Below are 23,630 nucleotides of genomic sequence, written 5' to 3' on the forward strand. Positions count from 1 at the left end.
GAAACTTTTTTGCCAATATTGGCAACTACAAAGACAAATTAGAGTCTTTGATAAATACAAATTTCCAAAAACTCAATCCAGCCCCTACTGGATTGCAAACCTCTTTAGTTTGAGTATAATTAAATGACTGAGTGTAAGTTTGTGTGAAGTATCCTCTAAGTATTCTATATTACTTTTTCCCCACAAGTCCAGTGTAATCGTTTTTTCATTGAGAGCTACAATAGGTGTTTGTGCCCTCGCAAAAAAACCAATACAAATCCAAACGACTATGACTGCAATCGTGCTCTTTGAGTTTTTCATTAGTAGGATAAAAGAAACCAAGCACCAAAATAGCGAGTTAATTACAAAATAAAAAAGGGCCCTCTTTCGAGCGCCCTTTTTATATACTTTAACTAACGATTAATTAGTCAACGATTTCAGTTACTTTACCAGCACCTACAGTACGTCCACCTTCACGAATCGCAAAGCGAAGACCTTTTTCCATAGCGATTTGGTTGATAAGAACTACATCAATAGTCAAGTTATCACCCGGCATTACCATTTCAACACCAGCAGGCAAAGTAATTATACCTGTTACGTCTGTGGTACGGAAATAGAATTGTGGGCGGTAATTGTTAAAGAATGGAGTGTGACGTCCACCTTCTTCTTTTGACAGGATATAGACCTCTGCCTTAAATTTGGCGTGAGGTTTTACTGAACCTGGTTTACAAATAACCATACCACGACGGATGTCAGCTTTTTCAATACCACGGAGGAGTAAACCTACGTTGTCACCAGCTTCACCACGGTCAAGGATTTTGCGGAACATCTCAACCCCTGTTACAGTAGATTTGAGGTTTTCAGCACCCATACCAAGGATTTCAACAGGATCACCTGTATTGATTACACCACGCTCGATACGACCAGTAGCAACAGTACCACGACCAGTAATCGTAAATACGTCTTCAACAGGCATCAAGAATGGTTTGTCCATATCACGAGCAGGAGTTGGAATCCAGCTATCAACCGCATCCATTAGCTCCTCAATGGTTTTTACCCATTTTGGATCGCCATTCAAACCGCCAAGAGCCGAGCCTTGAATTACAGGGATATTATCACCGTCAAATTCATAGAAAGACAACAACTCGCGGATTTCCATTTCAACAAGTTCCAATAACTCAGGATCGTCTACCATGTCCACTTTGTTCATGAAAACAACCAATTGAGGTACACCTACCTGACGAGCAAGAAGGATGTGCTCACGAGTTTGTGGCATTGGTCCGTCAGTAGCGGCTACCACAATGATAGCACCGTCCATCTGAGCAGCACCCGTTACCATGTTCTTAACGTAGTCAGCGTGACCCGGACAGTCAACATGAGCATAGTGACGATTAACGGTTTGGTATTCTACGTGAGCAGTATTGATAGTGATACCGCGTTCTTTTTCTTCGGGTGCATTATCAATAGATGAAAAATCACGCTTTTCTGCTAAACCTTTTTCTGAAAGTACTTTGGTGATAGCAGCAGTCAAAGTAGTTTTACCGTGGTCAACGTGACCGATAGTACCTACGTTTACGTGGGGTTTACTACGGTCGAAAAGTGCTTTTGCCATTGTTTTATTAACTAAAATTTGGTTTTGTATTAATTATGGATTTACAGAGAAAACTTGCATGTCCAGAGCCGTTACGGAAATTGAAAGCCAATCGCTACACCGTTTCGATTCTTTTATCATTAACGTAAACTGCTCGAGCCGTTACGGGGATTTGAACCCCGGACCTCTTCCTTACCAAGGAAGTGCTCTACCACTGAGCTATAACGGCTTTTCAATAAAAAAGTTAATTGTTATTCGTTAACAGTTATTAGTAGTGAACACTTCCAATTAACAATTAACAAGTAACAATTAACTTGAAATGGAGAGACCAACAACATACTGTGGTTTGTAACTTATAAAGCTACTACTCCATTTTTTGAGCGGGAGACGGGGCTCGAACCCGCCACCTGAAGCTTGGAAGGCTACCGCTCTACCAAATGAGCTACTCCCGCTGATGGTTTAAAAATGTAAGTTTAAGCTTACATTAATTAATCTGCTAATTATTAGCTTTGACTTAAAAAAGTGGGGGCGGATGGATTCGAACCACCGAAGGTATGAACCAGCAGATTTACAGTCTGCCCCATTTGGCCACTCTGGTACACCCCCTTTTAAACTGTCAAAAAACGTCTAAAAATGCTTTGGTTTGATTTTTAGAGTCGCAAATTTACATGCTTTTCTTATAAATTCAAATCTTTGCTTAAAAAAATATTATCCTCTTCGTGAGAAACAAAAAGTTACGGGCTAAAAGCAACTTTGATTTTAGTTAACTCTTAGCCCGTAACTCATTAATTGTGAATACTATAAACGAATCCCAAAACTAATCATTCGCACCTCGGGGCCTTTATTGGTTTCAAATAAATTTCCCATATCATACTGCATAAATAAATCAGGAAAATGGCGAATACCTAATTCTGCACTTATGCCGTAACGGAAATTGTTCAAGTAATAATTGGAATGAATACGATCCGAATGCCCTTTGCGAGTTTCCTGAGTCTTGGTATAACTGTCAAGGCGATACCCACCATACAGCCCGACACTCAGGTAGGAAATCAGCCCCTTATGAATTGCCAATGTGGGCATAAGTGATAAGTTAAGGTAGGCAGCCGTTAGTTTAGATTTGTATAAATCGGCAGTGCTAACGGGAAAACTGATGGCGTTTGCATCTTTACGAACCGTATTATTTCCGTCGTACATCATGTTGTACCAAGCTACGTCAACACCTAAGTCCAATCCTAACGAAGCATCTTTTCCTCTGCTTATAGCGGCACCGCGAACCCAACTTAAGCTTACAAAGCGAGAACCCCAAGGAAGTAAATCGTAATCACTGCTATTATAGTTGAGCTGTTTATTTTGCGCGTACGCATTTAGTCCCACAAGTACATCAAAACCATTACGTGGACTGCGATAGCGGCGTGTAACATTACGAGTCACTTTACCATCATCATTGTTATTCGTAACCTCATGTTTCTCTTTGTCTATTTTAGATTCCGTCGATTCATTGATGGTAATTTTTACTTCCCCATCTTTACGGCTGATGACCAATACAGTATCTTTTAAATACTTACGTCCATTTTGTTCATTGATGTAGATGTACGTTTCTTTATCGATCGAATCAAGAGTGGCTCCTAAATCACGTACGATTTTGTTGAGATCGTACTCCTTTAAACTCATGATTCCTGCTTTATCTTTGGCTTGGATAATTAAACGTGTATTGTTGCCAAACTGCACAATAAGAGAGTCTCCCTGTATCGTGTATTTTTCGGCTCGAGCAACAAAAGCGGCTACGGTTAAAATGAAAACTGCGATTAACTTCTTCATGGCTATGTTGATTATTGAATATGACATTTTGATTACAGAATTTTTAAATTAAAAATCTTTACCTGTGGCTTTAGCCAGCAATTTATTAGGATTAAAACCAACCTCATCCCAGTCTACTTTTTCGCCGTTTTTGGCGTTTTTCAACTGTTTCCAGACTTTGGCCATTCGAGTTGATTTACGGGGTTGGTTAAGGATGTTTTCGTCAAACTTTGAATTTTTTGATTCAACAGATGCAGTTGAAATCTCTTTTTCAACAGGCACTTTTTCATTTGCTGCTAACAGTGATTGTTGTAATTCAGGCAGTTGGAGTACCACCGTTTTTTCTGTTGGCTTTGACTCCGTGTTAGTTATAGTAGTTTGAGCTACCGCTTTCGGAGATTCATGGGCAATTATAACATCCTGTACTTTATCGTTCTTAGTAGGTTCTGTTACTTGAGCTACCTGCTTTTCTTCTGATTTAAGCACAGGCAATGAGGATTCAATTTTTGAACTTTTTTGAACAGTCGTTACCGATTCGTTGGCCGCAATTTGTTTTTCAGGAGAGATTTGTTGATTTACAATCTCTTTTCTATCAGTTGATTTTTCTTCAACCGCATTAGATTTAGCAAGCTGAGCAGATTTTTGCTTTGCAATTGATTCTATAGTTGGCTTTGCCTGTGCCGTTAAGGTATCTTCTGAATTAGTATTAGTCCACACTAGCCAACCTGCTATTAGCAACAGACTTACTCCAGCAGCAGCCAACCAAGGCCCTTGCTGCCACCATCCCAAGCGCCGTTTTTTAGATTGCATGCGCTCTTGAAGTTTTTGATAGGCTTCTTCTCGGGGGGTGATTTCTGCATCACGTAATTTGCGAGAAAACAAATCATCAACGGGGTGCTTTTTCATATTTTTTGTTTCTTTATGTTTTCCATCGCTTCAGTGGTCCGATTTAAACTTTCCATTTCTTTCAGCATTTGTTGCAATAAACCTCTGGCTCGATGTAATTGTGACTTAGAAGTACTTTCACTGATTCCCAATTGTTCAGCAATCTCGGCATGAGAATATCCTTCGATTGCGTATAAGTTGAATATGGTTCGATAACCGGTGGGTAATTTCCCAATTAATAATAACAAATCATCGGTTTCCAAACTCGTATCTGCCCAGTCAAAATTGGTTTGATATTGCACTTCGGGCGCCTCTATATCTACTTCGATGTGGCGCCTTGAACGCAATCTCATTAACGCCTCATTCGTAATCAATCGACGTACCCAACCTTCAAAACTGCCCTCTCCCTTGAATTGGTCTATGCGCTCAAAAACCTTCATAAAACCCTCAATCATAACATCTTCGGCTTCCATTTGATCTGTCAGATAACGTACACAAACGGCCAACATACGAGTGGCATACTTGTCGTAAAAGTAGCGTTGCGCCTTGGGGTCACCTTTCTGTAAGGCTATGACTATTTGGCCCTCGTTTGTGAATAGTTGTAAAATTTTGACCATGTTTAGGCTGTTTCAATAGGTAGATGCGAAACGTTGGTATAAAGGTTGCATAAGCTTCAAAAAATTTTTTCAAGTTCCAACCGTTATAAAACAAATGACGTCATAGCCTTAGTTTCCACTAAAAAACAAACAGTTATGACAAGTATTGCAAGAACAGCTTTCTCCATGAAAACTTCCTCCTTTTTTCAAAGTGTATTGGTCATTGCCGCTACCTTATTATTGCTATGGGCAGCATTGGGATGTAACTCCACCAGCCCGACTCCATCGGGTGAAGAAGTAAAAATACCGAAAGATTTTGCGAGTCGTACGGGCGATTTTGCTTTTGATTTTTTCAAAAAATTGAACGACGCAGAACCCACTGACAAAAACGTGTTTGTATCGCCCCTAAGCCTGCACATGGCGCTGGGTATGTTACTCAACGGTGCGAATGGACAGACTGCCGACGAGATTCAAAAAACACTAAAATTGAACGGAATCTCGTTGGCAGACGCCAACGCAACATATCTGAAGCTCTTGGAAGGTTTACCTAAAGCCGACCCCAAAGTAACTTTAGGTTTAGCCAATTCGGTTTGGAATCGGGATACGTTTAAGCCTGAAACTGATTTTGTGAACATCTTAAAAGAATCGTTTAAAGCGGATGCTTCCCAATTCAGCGGTTCGGATGCCGGCCCGCTGAACACATGGGCAAGTAACAAAACCAACGGTAAAATTAAAAAAGTGTTAAACTCCATTGAGCCACAAATGGTTTTGTTTCTAATGAATGCGCTTTATTTTAAAGGAGATTGGACAACGAGCTTTGATGAAAAAAAAACGTCTGATTATCCGTTCCGATTGGCAAATGACCAAACTAAGAATGTGAAAATGATGCACTTGAAAAGTGAACTTTCTTTTGCCAATCGCGATGGATACTTTGCCTATGAACTGCCTTACGGAAATGGGCGCTATGCTATGACAGTGTTAGTACCAACAGGAACAAGAGGCGTGAATGAATTAGTAACAAAATTGACTGCCGACGAATGGCATCAATTGCAACAGGGACTGAAAAAAGTGGAGAATCTCCAAATTGGATTGCCGCGTTTTACGCTTGAATATGAGGTTTACTTAAACGAAGTTTTGAAAAAAATGGGGATGCCTACCGCCTTTATTCCTAACGTAGCTGACCTAACAAAAATCAATAAAGCCGGCAATCTCAATGTGGGTTTTGTGAAGCAAAATACCTTTGTAGCCGTGGATGAAAAAGGAACTGAAGCTGCTGCAGTAACAACCATTGGTATTGAATTGACTTCTTTACCACAAACTTACTATGCTGATCGTCCATTTGTGTTTATCATTAGCGAAAAGAGCTCAGATACCGTTCTATTTATGGGTAAAATGGTAAACCCTTCATAAATATAGACGATTTAAACAGGTACAAAAAAAGGAGCGGCGGCTCCTTTTTTTGTGTATTCCTGAAAAAGAAAAATCTACTTTTTTGGAACAAATAAAACCGCATCGGCTACTACTACTCCGTCGGCATCTTGATTCGTGATTTCCACAAAATTGCCAGCCCCTTTTTCGAATGGGTACGTTCCTAGCTTTATCCAGTCATTTACCTGGGTTTGTGACGCCAACGAAACTTCTTCCATTTTTTGAGCCGTTTTTACTTTAACAGCGGTTTTACTTGCTTTGGCTTGATCAGCGGCTTCGCCGGGATTACCGCCTCCACCCATTGGGCTTGGGTTATAGATATAGACCTCATAAAAACCTGCTTTGAGAATTTCAGGAGTAAAACGTATACTACCTTTTTCTTTCCATTTTGAGTAATCTACCAACTGAGTAGCCGCGTATTTTCCGCCCGCCTTTGTGATTTGCCATTTTCCCGTTGTTGTAATCTTAGTGGGTGTTACATCATTATCCAGCAAAATTTCGGGTTGACTGCCATCCATAAGTGGATTGGTGAGCAATGTATTCTGAAGTTTCCTAACTTCTATTTCCTGAATTGGTTTTTTAGCATCAATAGCCATCACTGCTGCCACAGCAGACGTTTGTGCCAAGGCCATAAACACGGGCTCCATTCGAATTGACCCATAAGCAATGTGGGTGGCTGAAAGACAAACCGGGACAAATAAATTTTGACAATCCGCTTTTTTAGGAATCAATGAACGATAACTAATAGGGTAGGGGGGAAATCCGCCCACTTGTACATCCCCTTCGTTTCGCACTTCCATTTTACCCGTTTTGGGGTTTTTGACAATAATTCGCTGGCAATTGTGAGAATCCATGGTATAGGCTGCCAGCCCAATTCCATCTTTGACAACCTCCCGACCTTCACAGTTGTGTTGCGTCATGACATACTCCCCAATCAGCCGGCGAGCTTCCCGTACATAGATTTGAGGGCTAAAATGGTCGTTATCTAAGTGTTCGTCTTTAGGATAACCCCATTCAAGCATCTGTTGACGAAGGTGTTGAGGCATACGAGGGTCATGACCGACAAAATACAGGAAGCCTTTTGTATAGTCTTCATGTTCTTTGATGATTTTTTTGCGAGTTTCGTAATCAGCTTCGGCATAGGTGTGATTCATTCCAATCATATCCGTTGAGAAGCCGCCTTTGTTATTAATATCGGTCTTTGAGTTGGGCATATCAGCAATGTGCATGACTCCCCAGTTAATGTGTTGAGGTTTTTCAATAGCTACTTGACGCAACAACAATTCATACTTTGTTGAATCATAATTGGCAGGTCGAGTAATAGGAATTTGATTGGCAGGGTCTTTCGTCAAACACAATCGAAAATTATAGGTTTGTAACAACTTATCTCCCGTTCCGTTTGGAGCCAATGTTGCCGTAGAGATTCCCCATAAAAGACCGCTTGAAGGATTACCAGGGATTTTGTAAGGGTCGACTCCTTCGGGAAATTGATGTTTGTCCAGCATCTGAACTCCGTTCCACGTTTCATTGTATTGACTGTTTGCCTCTCTACCCACCGTATAACTCACTCCTGCTTTGGCCATTAAATCACCTTCATACGTACAGTCAATAAACATTTTCGCCTGAACGGTTCGTACCCCCTTACCGGAACCATTAGAAGGCTCAACAGTAATTTGCTGAATTTTTCCTTCTTTTTTGACAGTAGACAGCAACCGATATTCAAACCAAACAGGCACATTTCCTTTCTTTACATAGTCTTTAAACAGATTTTCAGCTACGTGAGGCTCAAATGTCCATTGTTCAAATTTGCCATAGTGCTGCCCAATCTGACGATAAAATGCTCGTGCTATCCCCGTAATAGCGTACTTGTTCCCAATATCCGTTTGTCCAAGCCCTCCCGAGCTCAACCCTCCCAAATGTTTCCCTGGCTCAATAAGAATCACTGTTTTTCCAGCTTTTGCAGCGGTATAAGCCGCAATAACTCCTGCCGAAGTGCCTCCGTAGACACAAATATCGTAGGTTTGAGCACGTATTGAGTTAAGCAATAAGGAGACAAAAGAAAGGAGAAGAAGTAAGCGTTTTTTCATGTGATGTTGGATTTGTAAGAAAAAGATGCAGACCTTTGAAAGTTACTTTTAAACCAATAGCGGTCAAATCATTAAAGAGAGTTGGTAATATTATCTAAGCAACGTTCGTTTAAAAATAGAAACAGTTCCGCATTATCATCCACATAAATACCTGTTTATGAAAAAGTTTTCGACTATTTTATGTTTTCTTTCCATTGCATTTTCTACTGTAAAAGCCCAAAGCGTAGAGTGGGGCTTGAAAGCCGGAGTTCAAATGACTCAATTTAATGGAGAGGATTTTGAAGGAGTTTTAGCTACTTCCAGTTCTCGAATCCCTGAAAAAGTAACAACAAAAGGGGGCTCCACACTTGGATACGCCATAGGAGGGTATATACGTACTACGGAAAATATATTTTTACAGGGAGAATTACTGGTTTCTATCAAAGGGGCTCAATTAAAACGGTTAAGTACCGGCACAAAAACCGATATTCAATACGGGCAATTAGATATCCCATTGTCATTAGGATACAAGTTTAAGCGTTTTGAAATTAGCGGCGGACCACTATTATCCGTTCACGTGTTTGAAAACAATAACTTAAAACAATTTTTATCTCAGTATTCTAACACCTTGCTTACGTTCTCACCCTACAAATCATATACGTTTGGATACCAGGCAGCGGCGGGTGTAAATTTCAATAAGCTGACCATCAATCTTCGCTATTTAGCAAGCATTCAACCGGTAAGTGATATGTATATTTCATATAATACGGTTAACAGCGAATTACGGGAAAGTCATTTCCAGCAAAATTTTGGAGCCCTTCAATTAACGGCAGCTTATCGATTAAGTAAATAAGTTGACAACTGTTCCACATTCAACCAACGGGCAACAATTTTCTTTTCGCTGTCGAGCAAATAAATGGTGGGGTAATTGAAGACACCCAATTTATAAAATTCAATTTTGCGCGTGGTATCGCACACATTAACAAAGTTTTCGGTCTTAAATTCTTCAATAAAGCTTTTCCAAGGCCTTTCCTGCGCGTCCAAACTGACGGCATACACCTTCATTTTATCAGCAAATTGTTGGGTCAAAGCCGTCAGTTTAGGCGTTGTTTCCCGGCAATGGCTACAGCCTGGGTCATAAAAAACAAGGCAGTATACTCACTGTTGACAGATTCCAATGGCTGTTCTGTTCCTGAAAGATTAGTAAGCAATAAGCCTGGAAAAACAGTACCAATAGCCAGTTTTGTTTTATCTCGCTTACCTCCTTTACCTTTTGCAGAGTACTTGCATCCCATATACTTGCTTCACCCTCAACGTATTTTTGGACAATGTGGGTATAGACCCCATCCCATTCGGGAGAAGGCGTAAATTCAAACTGTTGAGCAAATTTTCCAACCATGTATTTTCTCAATTCATTCGTTCCTTTAGATTGCTGAACTGCTTTATCCACTAATTTAATCAATTCTTCTTTCGGCAGTGGGGCCAACGATTTCATAAAACGATCTAAACGTGCCGGAAAAGTCGATGTATACACCATTCGTTCATCCGATAAAAAAGTATTGTCAAAAAAGTGCTCTAAAGCATACGTTTGCAGATAAAGCGAATCTTTTGCTGACAACTGCTTAAGCGGTAAAACAGGAAGTTTGGGTTCCTGATAGCTTTTCAAATAGTGGATTGCGAATGATTGCGGATGTTTTTTGTACAATGAATCCACATGTTTTTTTACCTCTTCACTCAACTCCAGAAAACGAGTTTTCCACCGAGGGTCATTGTAGTCCTGAATACCCATTTGCTGCCGATATGCCAAAGCACGTTGATAGCGTTTCCGAGTTTCACGTTGGTAATTAAAGAATAAGGTGTTTTCGGCAGAATTGTTAAATCGGATGGTGGCAATGAAATCTTTGGCGTCCCCCTCAAAAGAAAACTGCTGAGAACCCGAAACCACCATATCTACGCCGCGTCCTATACCCAAAATTCGGCACATTCCTTCGGGAATTGGCGTTTCTTCTTCCCATACAATTCGTCCGTCAGCATTCAAAACAGCGGTATCAATCGGCATCAATTGCCCGCCAAAGTACTGAGCCAATACTAACCTCGTCGGTTTCATATTGGCAATTTTGCCTTCTATACGCAATCCTTTTTGGGCGTATAATGGCGTCAAACCAACTGAAAACAATAAAAATGAAGCTAAATGTTTGAATTTATTTGACATGATTTTTCCCTTTTGAATAAGTAAGGCAAATCTTATGCCATAAAAAAGCGGGCAGTTTACAGTAGGCAGCAAAAACTAAGGTTTTCTTGCTACTTACTGTAAACTGCCCGATGTGAACTGTTTACTGACTACTAATTCTTAGCTCCGCCCTGTTGGCCTGCTTTTGTTGGCTGGCTCTGCTGCGCATCACGCATAGGGTTTGGTCCGCGTTGGAAGCCTCCTTGACCTCCTTTGAACAACTGGAATTTAGTAGGTTGAGCCGGTTGACGTGGAAAGCTATTGCTTTCTTCATCAATATCGGCAATCTCACGATACGGATCCAATGTCCACTGAACCACCTTTTTCTTGCTGGTGATTACTTTGGAAACATTTTGGTCATTCAAACGCCAAATCTCTGCCGGGAATCGGGCCACTGAATCGGTGCCGTCTTCAAACTGCATTTTTACAATGACAGGCATGGGCAAACCGCCTTTATTTTTCACTTTCAAGGTATAGAAATTCACTCCTGATTCCACCAATTTACGTTCGTCAGGATTCAAACTTGCCAAATACGTCTCGTATTTCTTCTTGTCTGCTTCGGTGACTTTATACGGGTCATACGTGTTGTAGAAATCCTTCATGTCAGGATTTTTCTCTACCACCGACTCTTTGATATAGTCTTTGTCACGCTGACGGGCCACGGTGTTGCGTTTGGCATCGGCTTCTTTTTTGGCGTCGGCTTTCGTGCTTTCCGGGTTTTGGGTATCCAAAGCAAACCATTCCACTTCCACTAAGTCTTGGTCAACCGCCTCGGTACCGTAGAACCAACCTTTCCAGAACCAATCCAAATCCACGCCCGAAGCATCCTCTAAAGTACGGAACAAATCGGCCGGGGTTGGGTTTTTGAACGCCCAACGACGCGCATATTCTTTGAAAGCATAGTCAAACAACTCGCGCCCCATTACTGTCTCACGCAAAATGTTTAGCCCGGCTGCAGGCTTCGCATAGGCATTCGGGCCATATTGCATGATGTTATCGGAACTGGTCATGATAGGAACCAAGTTTTTTTGGTCCTGTTTCATATAATCTACAATAAACTGAGGTTCTCCACGACGGGATGGATAATCTTTATCCCATTCTTTTTCAGCAAGATACTGAACAAACGTGTTTAGACCTTCGTCCATCCATCCCCACTGACGCTCGTCAGAATTGATAATCATCGGGAAAAAGTTATGGCCTACTTCGTGAATAATCACGCCAATCATGCCGTATTTGGTACCTTCTGAGTACGTTCCGTCCGCTTCAGGACGGCCACCGTTGAACGAAATCATCGGGTATTCCATTCCGCCACCACTGGCATGACAAGAATAGGCAACGGGATAAGGGTAATCTACTGAGAACTTTGAATAGGTTCTGATGGTATGAGCTACCACTTCGGTCGAATATTTTCCCCAAAGCGGATTTCCTTCTTTTGAATAAAGCGACATACACATCACTTTTTTGCCCGCTTGGTCAATCTGCATCGCATCCCAAATAAACTTACGGCTCGTAGCAAAAGCAAAGTCACGTACGTTCTCCGCCTTATAAATCCACGTTTTCTTACCCGTTGGTTTATTTTTTTCAGCTTTTTCAGCTTCTTCCTGACTCACAATCAGTACAGGATGCGCCGCTGTTTTGGCTTTTTCCATGCGTTTTTGCTGCTCTGCGGTAAGTACTTGCGCAGCATTTTGTAATTCACCCGTTGCGCCTACAATGTGATCATTAGGCACAGTTAAGGCTACTTTATAATTACCAAAAGTCAACGTAAACTCTCCCTGGCCTAAGAATTGTTTGTGCTGCCAACCGTTTACGTCGTCATAAACGCACATTCTCGGAAACCAGTGAGCAATGAAATAATTGGTATTGCCATCTTTTGGAAAAAACTCATACCCGGCGCGGCCGTAGTATTCATTAATAAAGTAGTTCCAGTCAATCGAAAAAGCGTACGATTGGCTCGTTTTGATAGCCACCGGCAACTCTATACGCATCATCGTACCATTGATGGTGTAGGTGAGAGCCTTACCTGTTTTAGGGTCTTTAACTGCGGTAATTTTGTAACTGAAATCGCCAGCAACACTACCTCTAACTGAACTGGGAGCATTTAAACCTCGCACGGCATTGGATGACATTTGGGTTTGGATGCTGTTGTTTTGTGAAGTAGCATTGATAGAATTTTTTTCAAATAAATTTTGGTCTAATTGCAACCAAACGTACTTCAACTCATCGGGTGAATAATTGAAATAAGTAATGGTTTCAGTACCCGTAATTTTACGTTGCTCATCGTCCAATTCTGCCTTGATGTCATAATCAGCACGTTGTTGCCAAAAGTCTTTCCCCGGAGCGCCCGATGCCGTACGTGTTGTGTTGGGAGTAGGGAGCATTGAACCCATTTGTTCAAATCGCGAGTTGGCGTTATAGTTACCCGCAGGAGGTTGAGCGAGAAGACCACCTGATAAAAGTAGCAGCCAATAAAAAATAAACTGTTTTCTCATGGATTTATGGTTGATTAGTTTGTCGTTTGTAAAAATAAGTAAAAATCAAAAAATAAGCATTTTGGATAGACGTTTGGCTTTTTTTTAGCGACATTATTCCACAGACATCCCTACAAGGCTACGAAAAAGCGAATTGGAAAGTATCAATGAAAGTGCCATTCCCGCTACCATTCCCGAAATCAAATGATTCCAAGTGAGTCTTTTTATTTTCAGGACTTCTACAAAAAAGGAAGCGATGGCTAACGCAATGGTTACAATCACCAATTGCCCCAATTCCAAGCCCAGATTGAAAGAAAACAAGGGTAATACGATGCTTTCCTGCTCTCCCAACAAGCTACGCAGGTAGTTGGAGAATCCCATGCCGTGAATTAAGCCAAAACTCGCCGCCAATAGGTACCGCAATTTGGGAGATTTTGAATTTGCGGTATTGTTTTCGGAAAAATTGCTAAGAGCTGTTATAAGAATAGTGATAGGAATCAGGAGCTCAATGACAGCCGAACTATACGTAATAATTTTAAGCGTCGATAAGGCCAAGGTAACAGAATGTCCTAAGGTAAAAGCGGTGACGAGCACCAGCACCTTTCTCCATTCACGAAAAGCATAAATGGCACAAAGTGCTACAACAAACAAAATGTGATCATAGCCATTCGGGTCAGTAATATGGTCAAAACCGAGGGTTAGGTAGGCTTGAAATTCGGACATGAAGCGGGGTGAAGATTTAGAGTTAGATTTAATCGAAAAAAAGAAGGGTGACTTGCTTATTCTGCCAACACATAAATACTGTCAATATTCCGTCCATAGCCGTCATAATCAAGGCCGTAACCTACTACAAACCGATTTTCGATTTCGAAACCGCAGTATTTGACGCTCAAAGGTGTTTTCAGAGCCGATGGTTTGAAAAGCATAGTGGCGACCTGAATGGATTCGGGTCGTTGGGTAGAAAGTTGAAAAAGCAGTTTGTTCATAGTGAGGCCCGTATCCACAATATCTTCTACAATAATTACGTGGCGATTATGAATAGACTCTTTTAGTCCTAACACTTCCGTCAATTGACCCGTTGATTCGGTTTTGGAATAAGAAGAAACCCGAACGAATGTAATTTCACAACCGATGGTGACGTTTTTCATAAGTTCGGCAGCAAACATGAAGGCTCCATTCAAAACGACCACAAAAAGTGGGTTCTTGTCTCGGTATTCTTCACTAATTTCGCGGCCTACTTCCGCAATCCGTTCTTCAAGGGCCTGTTTTTCGATAAACGTAACAAACTTTTTGTCTTTGACGGTAAGCATAATTTGAAAATATTAAAAAAATATTAAAAAAAAGGTAGCATTACAAACTGTTCGAAAGAATTGTTCGTTACTATTCCACAGCAAAGATAATAGACCATGAAAAAGAACACTTTAAAATATTTCATATTCGGAATTGGAAGCCTGCTATTATTTAATTGGGCTCCTGCCCGTGCTCAACTCTATGCCTCAGCAGATTTTGACAGTAAATACGAAATGCTGATGTCCAACCCAGGCGTACAAATTGAGGCCACTGAGGCCATTAACAAACTGTATAATTTCAAATTTGCGGAAGCCGATGCGGAGTTTCGCTGGCTTCGCTACCGTTACCCAAGCCACCCAATGCCTTATTTTTTAATGGGCTTGGCGGAATGGTGGAAGATGGTTCCCAACACAGAAGATACCCGATACGATGAACGTTGCATCGCTTTGATGGATACCTGCATCACGTTGGCGGAAAAACTATACGATATCCGCGAAAACAAAATCGAACCGTCCTTCTTTTTAGCAGCGGCCTATGCTTTTAAGGGACGTATTCATTCGGAACGTAAGCATTGGTCGCGGGCGACCTTTGCGGGAAAAAACGCCCTTAAGTATTTGGAAAAATGCCGGGGCAAAAGTGAAATCAGTCCAGAATTGCTGTTTGGTGACGGGCTTTTTAATTATTTTTCCGAGTGGATTCCTGATAATTATCCTTTATTAAAACCTGTTTTGTGGCTTTTTCCAAAAGGCAATAAACAAACAGGCATTGAACAATTGGAAAAAGTAGGAAATAATGCTTTTTATACGCGTACCGAAGCTCGGTATTTCCTTTTACAGATTTACAGCTATGAAAATCAATACGCCAAATCGTATGATTTAGCCAAGTATTCTTGGGAAACTTACCCAGATAATCCCTATTTTGAGCGCTATTATTTGCGCTCTGCCTTTGTAAGAGGCTATACCGCTGAAGCAGAAAAAGTAGCCAACAGCATCTTAACTAAGATAAACAAAGAAATGCCCGGTTATGAAGCGGTAAGTGGCCGAAACGCGGCTTATGTCTTAGGATACTACTACAGCAATTATTACCGTAATATTCCCAAAGCCAAAGAATATTACGAAAAAACGATTAACTATTCCATTCAGGCTAAGGCTTTTACCTCCGGTTATTACCTTTCAGCATTGATAGGTTTAGGAAAAATAGCCGAATCTGAAAAAGACTACGAAGCCGCCCGTGAATTCTATAAAACGGTTTTGGACAGAGGTGAGAAAAAATCAAGCCAACTAAAAGAAGCCAAAGACGCGATGACCAACCTCAACAAAATGCGCCGAGATGAACGGCGTAAGCGTCGTGATTGAAACCGTGTTTTTACAAAATAATCAGTCCGCTATTGTGATACGGAGTCAGTTGCTCATCCGTTGGTGACAGCTCCGTAACTAAAAAATCCAAATCGTTTAACTCACCGATTCGAAGTCGTTGCGCGCTGTTCAGCTTTTCACTAATCGTAACGATAGCAGTTCGTTTGGCGGCTCTTATCATGGCTTTTTTCACCTGTACCGCCTCCAAATCGGAATCCGTAATCCCTTCTGTATTAATACTATTTGTTCCCAGAATACATAAATCCGCACTGATTTCATTTAATCGACTAATCACCTCACCTCCTACACTGATTTGGGAGTTTTTAACCAATGTACCACCCAAGAAAATCACTTCGATGTTAGGATGATCACACAGTTGCAATGCCGTTGTAAGGCTAATAGTGAAAAAGGTTGCCTTTAGTTTGTGCGGAAGTATTCTGACCAACTCGCGAACGGTTGTACCGCCGCCCAGCATTACATACATTCCATCTTCAATTAAGGTGGCAGCTTTTTGGGCGATAATGGTTTTTTCGGATAAAGCATACGTAGTATTGGGTGCGTAATCGTAATGATACGATTTTGATAAGGCTCCACCGTGAACTTTTACCAGTTCTCCAATCTCGGCCAGCTCGTTGAGGTCCCGACGAATGGTATCTTCTGACACGTTGAGCATCATCCCCAAATCAGCCGACAGGACTCGATTGTGTAAGTTGACCTGCTTCATAATGAATGCTTGCCGTTCCCGCTTTAACATCTGCGTTTGTACCTGGTGCATCGTGTTCAATTAAAATGAGATTTTAAACCTGCAAAAAAGTGCAATAAAATTAATTGCAATTTTTATACCAAGGTTGTTTTTTGTCGAAATCTAAGATTTTTTTACATTTTCTCTTAAAATAGAAAAATTTTTTATAACTATTTGTCGGAAGTTGCTGTTTTTATTATTTATTTATTGCGGTTTTATGCCGACTTTAACAACAAACCTTTTTGAAACACTATGAGCCAAAACAATTACGTTCGAATCACCCAAGGACGTCGAACGATTGGAACCCTGCTGGCGATACTTTTTTCGCTTAGTGCTTGGGCCCAATCATACACCGTTAAAGGTAAAGTAACCGACACTAACGGGCAGCCCATTCCGGGCGCCACTATCCAAGTAGCAGGAACTACTCTTGGTACTGTTGCCAACGTGGAAGGCGAGTTTACTATTTCTGTTTCAGGCAATGTAAAACTCAATTTCAGTGCAGTAAGCTATAGTTCTGCCAGCCGCGATGTCACATCGAGTCAATCGGTTGTGAATATATCACTTCGCGAAGACCAAATGAATTTGGATGAAGTCATCGTAACGGGTTCTACCATTCGTGCCGAGCGTCGGCAACTGGGAAACGCCATTACTACCATCAAAGCCGATAATCTTGAAAAAACGGGTACTCCCAACTTGATAAGTGCCTTACAGGGAAAAGTACCTGGTGCACAAATCACTCAAAACTCAGGTGACCCGGCAGGAGGAATTACGGTGCGTTTACGCGGTGTAAAATCCATTCAGGGAAGTTCTGACCCATTGTATGTCATTGACGGTGTGATTGTTAACAATGAGACTTCTTCCGTATCTCAGTTGGCGCTTTCATTGGGTGGACAGGCTCCCAATACGTCATTAGGTACCAATCGTTTGGCTGATATTAACCCTAACGACATCGAAAGTCTCAATGTTATCAATGGAGCAGCGGCAGCGGCTCAATATGGTTCACGTGCAGCAAACGGAGTGGTTATCATCACGACAAAACGCGGAAAATCAGGAGCGCCTAAAATTAACTTTACAACGAGCTTCTCTTCAAGCGAACTCCGTAAAGGCGTTTTTATCAGCACGTTGGGCAAACAGTTCGGTTTTAAAGATTTACGCTTACATACCATTGGCGTAATTACACCAGCCCAAATCGCAGCTAATCCTGGCACAACCACAGTGGGAATTGTACGCGATGGAGCTACTTCGCAATTAGCTTCCAACTTAGTGGATGTAACTCGCTACAATTATTTTGATCAAATCTTCCGTACGGGTTTTGGAAACGACAATACTCTTTCGATTTCGGGAGGAACGGACCGCACACAGTACTTTGTATCAGCTTCTTACATGAAAAATGAAGGGATTGTCAAAGGCGTGGATTTTCGTCGTGCCAGCCTCCGTGCCCGAATAGATCAGCGCCTGAACAACTGGGCTAAAGTTTCGGCAGGGTTAAATTACTCCAACAGTTTTTCAAATGAAAAACCCAACGGAAACGTATTTTACAGCCCTATCAACTCGGTAACCATTACCAATAACATCTACGACATTACCCAACGCGATGCCGCGGGTAATTTGTTGGCCGTAGAGCCTACTCGTGTCAATCCGTTGACTACGGTAGAAGCAATGCAGTTTACGCAAGCCGTAAACCGTACCATTGCCGACGCTCAATTGAATCTTACTCCCATTAAAGGAGTAGGTATTGACTGGATTGTAGGGGTAGATACGTATTCTCAATTGGGAAAAAACTACATTCCACCGTATCCGTATCAAGCGGTAGCAGGCTTACCTGCCGAACGTTATCCGGACGGTTTTGCTGCCAATGCCACCAACAATGTAACGCAATTCAACAGCGATATTAACGCAACGTATGAAACCAGCCTGTCAAAAGACCTTAAACTAAATGCAGCAGCCGGTTTCAATTACCAGTTTTACCAAGCAGATTTTACTCGTTCAAGCGGTCTGAATACTGCACCATTTATTGAAACAGTAAGCGGAGCAGCCAGTACGACCGTCACCGCAGGCTATGGATTAGATCGCTATAATTTGAGCGGATTTTTTGGGCAAGCTACTATCGGTTACAAAAACTTAGCTTTCCTTACCGCCGCTATTCGCCGCGACCGTTCTTCTAAATTCTCTCCTGCCGAAACCAACCAAACCTATCCTAAACTGAGCGCCAGTTTTGTTGTATCAGATTTGGAATTTTGGAAGAATATGGGTTTGGCAGGTACTTGGGACGGGCTTAAACTGCGTGCTTCGTACGGACAGGCCGGTAATTTGACGGGAATTGGCAGTTACAGTCGTTTTTGGCAATTTACACCCGTTCCTTTTTTGGGTAAAAACACCATTATTCCAAGCGGTACGTTGGCCAACCCTCGTGTGCGTCCCGAACGCATGGAGGAATTGGAGTTTGGAGCAGACCTTTCTTTCCTGAAAAGCAGAGTAAATGTGGGCATTTCGGTCTATAACCAGCAAATTAAAGACTTGGTGGTAAACCGTGAGTTAGCGCCTTCTACAGGAGGAACCGGCATTGTAAACAATGTAGGAACCATGGAAAACAAAGGTTTTGAAATCAGTTTGAACGCTTTGGCAGTGAAGAAAAAAGATTTCTCGGCTGATTTTACGGTACTTTACAATCAAAACCGCAATAAAGTTTTGGACATTGACCAAGGCAATCCGTTGGTTTCTACTTTAACGATTGGGAACTCTGCTGGTGCGCCCGTTTTCTTAATTGAAGGCCAGCCCGCCAGTGTATTTTATGGCTTCCCTTATGCTTATAATACCGATGGCTCATTGTTATTAACTGCTCAAAAGCTCCCACAACGGGAACGCGGTACACAAGACCCCAACGACCCTACTAAATTTACCATAGGAAATCGAGCCGCTGACGGGCAACCTACGGGAGCTTTTGTACGGACAGTGATTGGAAATCCTAATCCAAAATGGACGGGCTCATTCAGCGGTAATTTGACGTACAAAAAAGTAGGACTTCGCTTCCTGTTGGATGCTGTACAGGGCTTTCAAGTATTTAATGCCGACAAACGTACGCGTAACAACGTAGGTATTGGCGACATAGCCGAAGCAGAAATGCTCGGAACGATGGCTCGTGGCTACGTATTTTCGTTGGCAAACATCGAAGAATATCGCGTAGACGAAGGTGGATTCACCAAATTACGCGAAATAGCTCTTACGTATCAATTGCCTAAAGTGAAAGGAATCAGCAACTGGAGTGTTTCGTTGATTGGGCGAAACTTAGTTTCGTGGGACAAATACAATGGCTTTGACCCGGAAACCAACGCAGGTAATAACAGTGACATTTTACGCGGTGTAGATTTTGGAAATGTTCCCATTCCACGCACGTATCAGGTGCAGTTGAACTTATCATTTTAATCTGAAAACGTGATTTTTTCCATGAAAAAGACAATCCTATATACAATTTTAGCGGGGATGATGCTCACGGCAACTTCCTGCGACCGAGAATACCTCAACCCGAGTGCGGCCAGCGAAACGCAGGTAACCACTGACCTCAATGGGCTTATTACGCTTTGCAACGGCATTCAGTATCGCTATACCAGTAGTAGAGCGGGAATTATCTACAATGCCATTACAGCCAGCGGCCTCACTACCCGCGAGTTAACGGTATTGAACGCAGGTAACGGCGACGAAGAACAGCTCCGAATTGGTGGCGCAAACGTTACATCCAACAACGGTATCTTGCGCAATCTATGGTCACAAAATCAATTGGTAAAAGCCAATGCTGATTTGATTCTGAAAAGCGTGGGTAATGTAGCCGGCGATGCCGGTACCAAAAGCGGTATTACAGTGTATGCTTCCATTTTCAGAGCATTAGCCTTGGGTACTCAAGCCCAATTTTGGCAACAATTACCCGTTGAAACGGGAGATAATGCCAAATTTGTAACGCGCGATGAAGCACTGAAAGAAGCCATCCGTACGCTCGAATCGGCCTCAACTACGCTTGCTGCTACGCCCGTTTCCGCCACTTTCACGGCTCGAATTGTACCCGGAATTGATTTAGCTAATACGATTCAGGCCTTGATTTCCCGTTTCAGCATCATGGTTGGCGATAATGCCAAAGCTTTAGCCGCAACCAACAAGATAGATTTAACTAAAAAATCTTCGTTTAATTTTGATGACGCGGTGCAAAACCCCATGTTCTTCAATACCTTCGGGAACCGAAACGTAACCGAACCGCTCAATGCGACCTTGGGACTTCCCGAAGCTTTGCGTCCGGTTGCTATCGACAAACGGCTGGCCTTTTATTTATCCAATCCTTCGGGTGTAGCTGCGGGTGGTGTAAATTTGGGTAGAGCAAGTTTCTTTACGGCCAACAATGCGGGAATTCCTGTGTATTTGCCGGGAGAAATTTTGTTAATCAAGGCTGAAGCAAGTGCCCGTACCAATGATTTGGCCGGAGCCACTACCGCTCTAAATGCCGTTTTAACAAAAACAACCGATGCTTGGGGAATAGGAGCAGGGCTACCCGCTTATTCAGGAGCTAATACGGCCGACGCTATTTTGACGGAAATTTACCGTCAACGCAGTATTGAGTTGTATTTATCAGGATTGCGATTGGAAGATAGCCGTCGTTTTAATCGCTTGGCTCCAGTAGCAGGCAATGCGACAACCCAAATTGAGCGTACCCGCACTTGGTATCCGTATCCTTTGGTCGAAAAAGATAACAATCGTGCTAATACGCCTGCCGACCCGGCGATTTAAGTTTTTAGGGAAAAGTTAATCGTTAATTGTTGATAAAATGAATTAATTTCTCATAAAAAATCCCTGGCTCATCGTCAGGGATTTTTTATTTTCATTGGACAACGACCAACAATTAACCGTTAACTGAATTACTGCAACATCAAATACGCTTTAATAAACTCATCTAAATCTCCGTCCATAACACCTTGGATATCTGAGGTTTCTACCCCTGTCCGTACGTCTTTTACAAGTTTGTAGGGATGCATCACGTAGTTGCGAATTTGCGAGCCCCATTCAATTTTTTTCTTAGAAGCTTCTACTTCGGCACGAGCCGCATTGCGCTTTTCTACTTCAATTTGGTACAGTTTTGATTTCAACAAACGCAGAGCTAAATCACGGTTCAAATGCTGACTCCGCTCTTGCTGGCACTCTATTACAAGCCCAGAAGGTCTGTGACGCACCCGCACTGCGGTTTCTACTTTGTTTACATTTTGTCCGCCGGCACCGCCCGAACGATACGTATCCCACTCAATATCAGCGGGGTTTACCTCAATATCAATGGTGTCATCAATCAATGGATACGCATAAACGGAAGCAAATGAAGTGTGACGACGTGCGTTGGAATCAAACGGAGAAATACGTACCAAACGATGTACACCGTTTTCTGACTGCAAATAGCCATACGCCTGAGGCCCTTCGATTTGAATGGAAGCCGATTTAATACCCGCTCCATCGCCTTCCTGATAATCAATTTGCGTGACCTTATAATTGTGCTTTTCGGCCCAACGTATGTACATCCGATATAGCATTTCGGCCCAATCCTGACTTTCGGTTCCTCCTGCTCCGGAGTTAATTTCCAATACAGCATTGAGTTGGTCTTCTTCATTGGAAAGCATCTTTTTGAGTTCTACCTCTTCCAATACTTTCAAAAGGATCTGATATTCAGCTTCTATCTCCGATTCGGTAGCTTCACCCAATTCCAAAAACTCCTGAAGTGTTTCCAAATCCCCCAAATGCCGCTCCACAATTTCGTAACCTTCGGTCCAACCCTTCAGGCCGCGAACTTCTTTCATGGTTTGTTCAGCCTTGGTATTGTCATTCCAAAATTCCGGCTGACTCTGAATTTGTTCTAATTCTGTTAATCGTTCTTTCTTAGTATCGTAGTCAAAGATACCCCCTCAAAGCCGAAACGCGGGCTTTCAAGTCTTTCAACTGTTCTGTTGTCATTGCTTGATTTAAATTAAATGATAAGTAAAAACCCAAATGGGTTTGGAGTTGCAAAGGTAAAAATAAAAAGCGGTCGGTCGGTTCTTAGCCGACTGACCGCTCCTGATAACACCTCAATTTTATTTCTTCACAATCACGCCTTCCGCTACAAAAGTCAATTCGCGCTTAGGCTCTGTGATTTTAGCGATTTCAGCTTTGCTTTTACCGGCATCTTCTGCGTAGTGTTGCAGTTCAACTACCGGCGTAGTTTTCATTTTGGCTTCCCCTTCAATCACAACGGTCCTACCAGCAATGTCTTTAGGTACAAAAAAGCCATAATCTTTGAAAGAAACGCGCATGGTTTGTCCATCGGCGGTTTTTACTTTCATCCAACAACCTTTGGCTTGGCATACCGATTCAACGGTGCCTGTTACTTTAGCCGTCATTTTTTCTTTATTGCCGATTTTCTTTGGCAACTCAGCGGCAGCTACGGCACCTTTATCGGTAATTTTTTCGCCAAAATAACTTTCTTGGGCGTAAGCACTTGCTACAAAAACGGTTAAAAGTGCGGTAATGATTAGATTTTTCATGGTTTTGATGTTTTCTGCAACAAAAATAATCAATTTTGTTATTTTGATTGCTTTTGATGCTGTAAATAAAAACGCAGCATTACTTTAATTCCATCCACCACCCAACGCGCGGTAAATGTTGACCGTGGCATTCATTTGCTGCATTTTGGTTTCAATCAAATCAAACCGCGACTCAAGCGCATCCCGTTGCGTCAACAACACTTCCATATAATCGGCCCTTACCGACCTGAAAAGGTTATTGGAAATAGTAATGGACTGGTTAAGTGCCTGTACATCACTCGCTTTCAAATCATAGCTTTTTCCCAGATTACTAATGTTTGACAACTGATTAGCGACCTCAATATAGGCGTTCAAAACCGTTTTTCCGTAATTATAAATGGCCTGTATTTGTTTGGCATTGGCATTATAGTACGTGGCGGTTATCGCATTTTTATTGATCAATGGTCCTGCCAAATCTCCTACCAGAGAGGCTAACCTCGATTGAGGTAACTTTGCTTAGGAATAAAAATCAAATAATCGAAGTTTTGACAAGTATATAAGTAGTTCAATACAAATAAACGCCGTATTAAGAGCTACCTTTGTGGCATGGGCTACCGTTATATAAACCTGACCTGTTCCGAGATTGAAATTCTTGAATAGGCCTCAAAAACAAGTA

At 41.9% G+C, this 23,630-nt stretch carries 18 protein-coding genes, 3 tRNA genes and 1 pseudogene; 5 read left to right on the plus strand and 17 right to left on the minus strand.

Features of this window, described 5'->3' with window-relative positions; all coding sequences use genetic code 11:
• Nucleotides 1–403: 403 nt before the first annotated feature.
• From tuf to Q0081_RS28525, 7 genes are all read right to left on the minus strand, one after another.
• Nucleotides 404–1,591 (minus strand): elongation factor Tu, encoded by a 1,188-nt coding sequence (gene tuf / locus Q0081_RS28495; protein WP_298361519.1) that lies wholly within the window; start codon nt 1,589–1,591, stop codon nt 404–406.
• A gap of 136 nt (nt 1,592–1,727) precedes the next feature.
• Nucleotides 1,728–1,799, minus strand: a tRNA-Thr gene (locus tag Q0081_RS28500).
• Between the two features lie 150 nt (nt 1,800–1,949).
• A tRNA-Gly gene (locus tag Q0081_RS28505) sits at nt 1,950–2,022 on the minus strand.
• Nucleotides 2,023–2,093: 71 nt separating this feature from the next.
• Nucleotides 2,094–2,176: transfer RNA gene (locus Q0081_RS28510), tRNA-Tyr, on the minus strand.
• Nucleotides 2,177–2,368: 192 nt separating this feature from the next.
• Nucleotides 2,369–3,388, minus strand: a complete 1,020-nt coding sequence (locus Q0081_RS28515) for an outer membrane beta-barrel protein (RefSeq protein ID WP_298361521.1) — start codon at nt 3,386–3,388, stop codon at nt 2,369–2,371.
• A 48-nt stretch (nt 3,389–3,436) separates the two neighbouring features.
• Entirely contained in the window at nt 3,437–4,273 is an 837-nt protein-coding gene (locus tag Q0081_RS28520; protein ID WP_298361523.1) for a hypothetical protein, read from the minus strand.
• On the minus strand, nt 4,270–4,869 hold the full coding sequence (locus Q0081_RS28525) for an RNA polymerase sigma factor (protein WP_298361525.1): 600 nt from the start codon (nt 4,867–4,869) through the stop codon (nt 4,270–4,272). The genes Q0081_RS28520 and Q0081_RS28525 overlap by 4 nt, the downstream gene beginning before the upstream one ends.
• Before the next feature lie 165 nt (nt 4,870–5,034).
• Here Q0081_RS28525 and Q0081_RS28530 point away from each other — a divergent pair, with 165 nt between their 5' ends.
• Nucleotides 5,035–6,258 carry a serpin family protein gene (locus tag Q0081_RS28530; protein WP_298361527.1) on the plus strand — a complete coding sequence of 408 codons (1,224 nt, stop codon included), beginning with the start codon at nt 5,035–5,037 and terminating at the stop codon, nt 6,256–6,258.
• A 74-nt stretch (nt 6,259–6,332) separates the two neighbouring features.
• Here Q0081_RS28530 and Q0081_RS28535 read toward each other — a convergent pair whose 3' ends face one another.
• Nucleotides 6,333–8,363: an FAD-dependent oxidoreductase gene (locus Q0081_RS28535; protein WP_298361529.1), complete on the minus strand. Its 2,031-nt coding sequence runs from the start codon at nt 8,361–8,363 to the stop codon at nt 6,333–6,335.
• 157 nt (nt 8,364–8,520) lie between these two features.
• Here Q0081_RS28535 and Q0081_RS28540 point away from each other — a divergent pair, with 157 nt between their 5' ends.
• On the plus strand, nt 8,521–9,195 hold the full coding sequence (locus Q0081_RS28540; RefSeq protein ID WP_298361530.1) for an outer membrane beta-barrel protein: 675 nt from the start codon (nt 8,521–8,523) through the stop codon (nt 9,193–9,195).
• Here the strand turns inward: Q0081_RS28540 and Q0081_RS28545 are convergent.
• The 5 genes from Q0081_RS28545 to hpt all read right to left on the minus strand — a co-directional run bounded on the left by Q0081_RS28545 (nt 9,177) and on the right by hpt (nt 14,353).
• Nucleotides 9,177–9,440, minus strand: coding sequence for a peroxiredoxin (locus tag Q0081_RS28545; RefSeq protein ID WP_298361548.1), 264 nt, complete (start codon nt 9,438–9,440; stop codon nt 9,177–9,179). The two genes, Q0081_RS28540 and Q0081_RS28545, sit on opposite strands and share 19 nt — an antisense overlap.
• A gap of 37 nt (nt 9,441–9,477) precedes the next feature.
• A complete protein-coding gene (locus Q0081_RS28550) occupies nt 9,478–10,554 on the minus strand; it encodes a DUF5106 domain-containing protein (RefSeq protein WP_298361532.1) in 1,077 nt (358 codons plus the stop codon).
• A 131-nt stretch (nt 10,555–10,685) separates the two neighbouring features.
• Nucleotides 10,686–13,064: a M1 family metallopeptidase gene (locus Q0081_RS28555; RefSeq protein ID WP_298361534.1), complete on the minus strand. Its 2,379-nt coding sequence runs from the start codon at nt 13,062–13,064 to the stop codon at nt 10,686–10,688.
• A 93-nt stretch (nt 13,065–13,157) separates the two neighbouring features.
• Complete coding sequence (locus Q0081_RS28560) at nt 13,158–13,766, minus strand: HupE/UreJ family protein (RefSeq protein WP_298361536.1); 609 nt, start codon at nt 13,764–13,766, stop codon at nt 13,158–13,160.
• A gap of 56 nt (nt 13,767–13,822) precedes the next feature.
• On the minus strand, nt 13,823–14,353 hold the full coding sequence (gene hpt / locus Q0081_RS28565) for a hypoxanthine phosphoribosyltransferase (RefSeq protein ID WP_298361537.1): 531 nt from the start codon (nt 14,351–14,353) through the stop codon (nt 13,823–13,825).
• Between the two features lie 96 nt (nt 14,354–14,449).
• Between hpt and Q0081_RS28570 the strand changes: the two genes are divergently transcribed.
• Nucleotides 14,450–15,688, plus strand: coding sequence for a lipopolysaccharide assembly protein LapB (locus Q0081_RS28570; protein WP_298361539.1), 1,239 nt, complete (start codon nt 14,450–14,452; stop codon nt 15,686–15,688).
• A 10-nt stretch (nt 15,689–15,698) separates the two neighbouring features.
• Here Q0081_RS28570 and Q0081_RS28575 read toward each other — a convergent pair whose 3' ends face one another.
• Nucleotides 15,699–16,463, minus strand: coding sequence for a DeoR/GlpR family DNA-binding transcription regulator (locus Q0081_RS28575; RefSeq protein WP_298361550.1), 765 nt, complete (start codon nt 16,461–16,463; stop codon nt 15,699–15,701).
• A 219-nt stretch (nt 16,464–16,682) separates the two neighbouring features.
• Here Q0081_RS28575 and Q0081_RS28580 point away from each other — a divergent pair, with 219 nt between their 5' ends.
• Together Q0081_RS28580 and Q0081_RS28585 are read left to right on the plus strand one after the other, a co-directional pair.
• Nucleotides 16,683–19,853 carry a SusC/RagA family TonB-linked outer membrane protein gene (locus Q0081_RS28580; RefSeq protein WP_298361541.1) on the plus strand — a complete coding sequence of 1,057 codons (3,171 nt, stop codon included), beginning with the start codon at nt 16,683–16,685 and terminating at the stop codon, nt 19,851–19,853.
• Between the two features lie 21 nt (nt 19,854–19,874).
• A complete protein-coding gene (locus Q0081_RS28585) occupies nt 19,875–21,200 on the plus strand; it encodes a RagB/SusD family nutrient uptake outer membrane protein (RefSeq protein WP_298361543.1) in 1,326 nt (441 codons plus the stop codon).
• Between the two features lie 128 nt (nt 21,201–21,328).
• Here the strand turns inward: Q0081_RS28585 and prfB are convergent.
• From prfB to Q0081_RS28600, 3 genes and pseudogenes are all read right to left on the minus strand, one after another.
• A protein-coding gene (gene prfB, locus Q0081_RS28590) for a peptide chain release factor 2 (RefSeq protein WP_298361545.1) occupies nt 21,329–22,406 on the minus strand; the annotation gives its coding sequence in 2 pieces (ribosomal slippage) (nt 21,329–22,345 and nt 22,347–22,406; 1,077 coding nt in all).
• Nucleotides 22,407–22,525: 119 nt separating this feature from the next.
• Nucleotides 22,526–22,975 carry a DUF4920 domain-containing protein gene (locus Q0081_RS28595; protein WP_298361547.1) on the minus strand — a complete coding sequence of 150 codons (450 nt, stop codon included), beginning with the start codon at nt 22,973–22,975 and terminating at the stop codon, nt 22,526–22,528.
• 84 nt (nt 22,976–23,059) lie between these two features.
• Nucleotides 23,060–23,461 (minus strand): annotated as a pseudogene (locus Q0081_RS28600) (TolC family protein); the annotation flags it as partial.
• Between the last annotated feature and the right edge of the window lie 169 nt (nt 23,462–23,630).

Source organism: Runella sp., from assembly GCF_027484545.1.
GTDB lineage: Bacteria > Bacteroidota > Bacteroidia > Cytophagales > Spirosomataceae > Runella.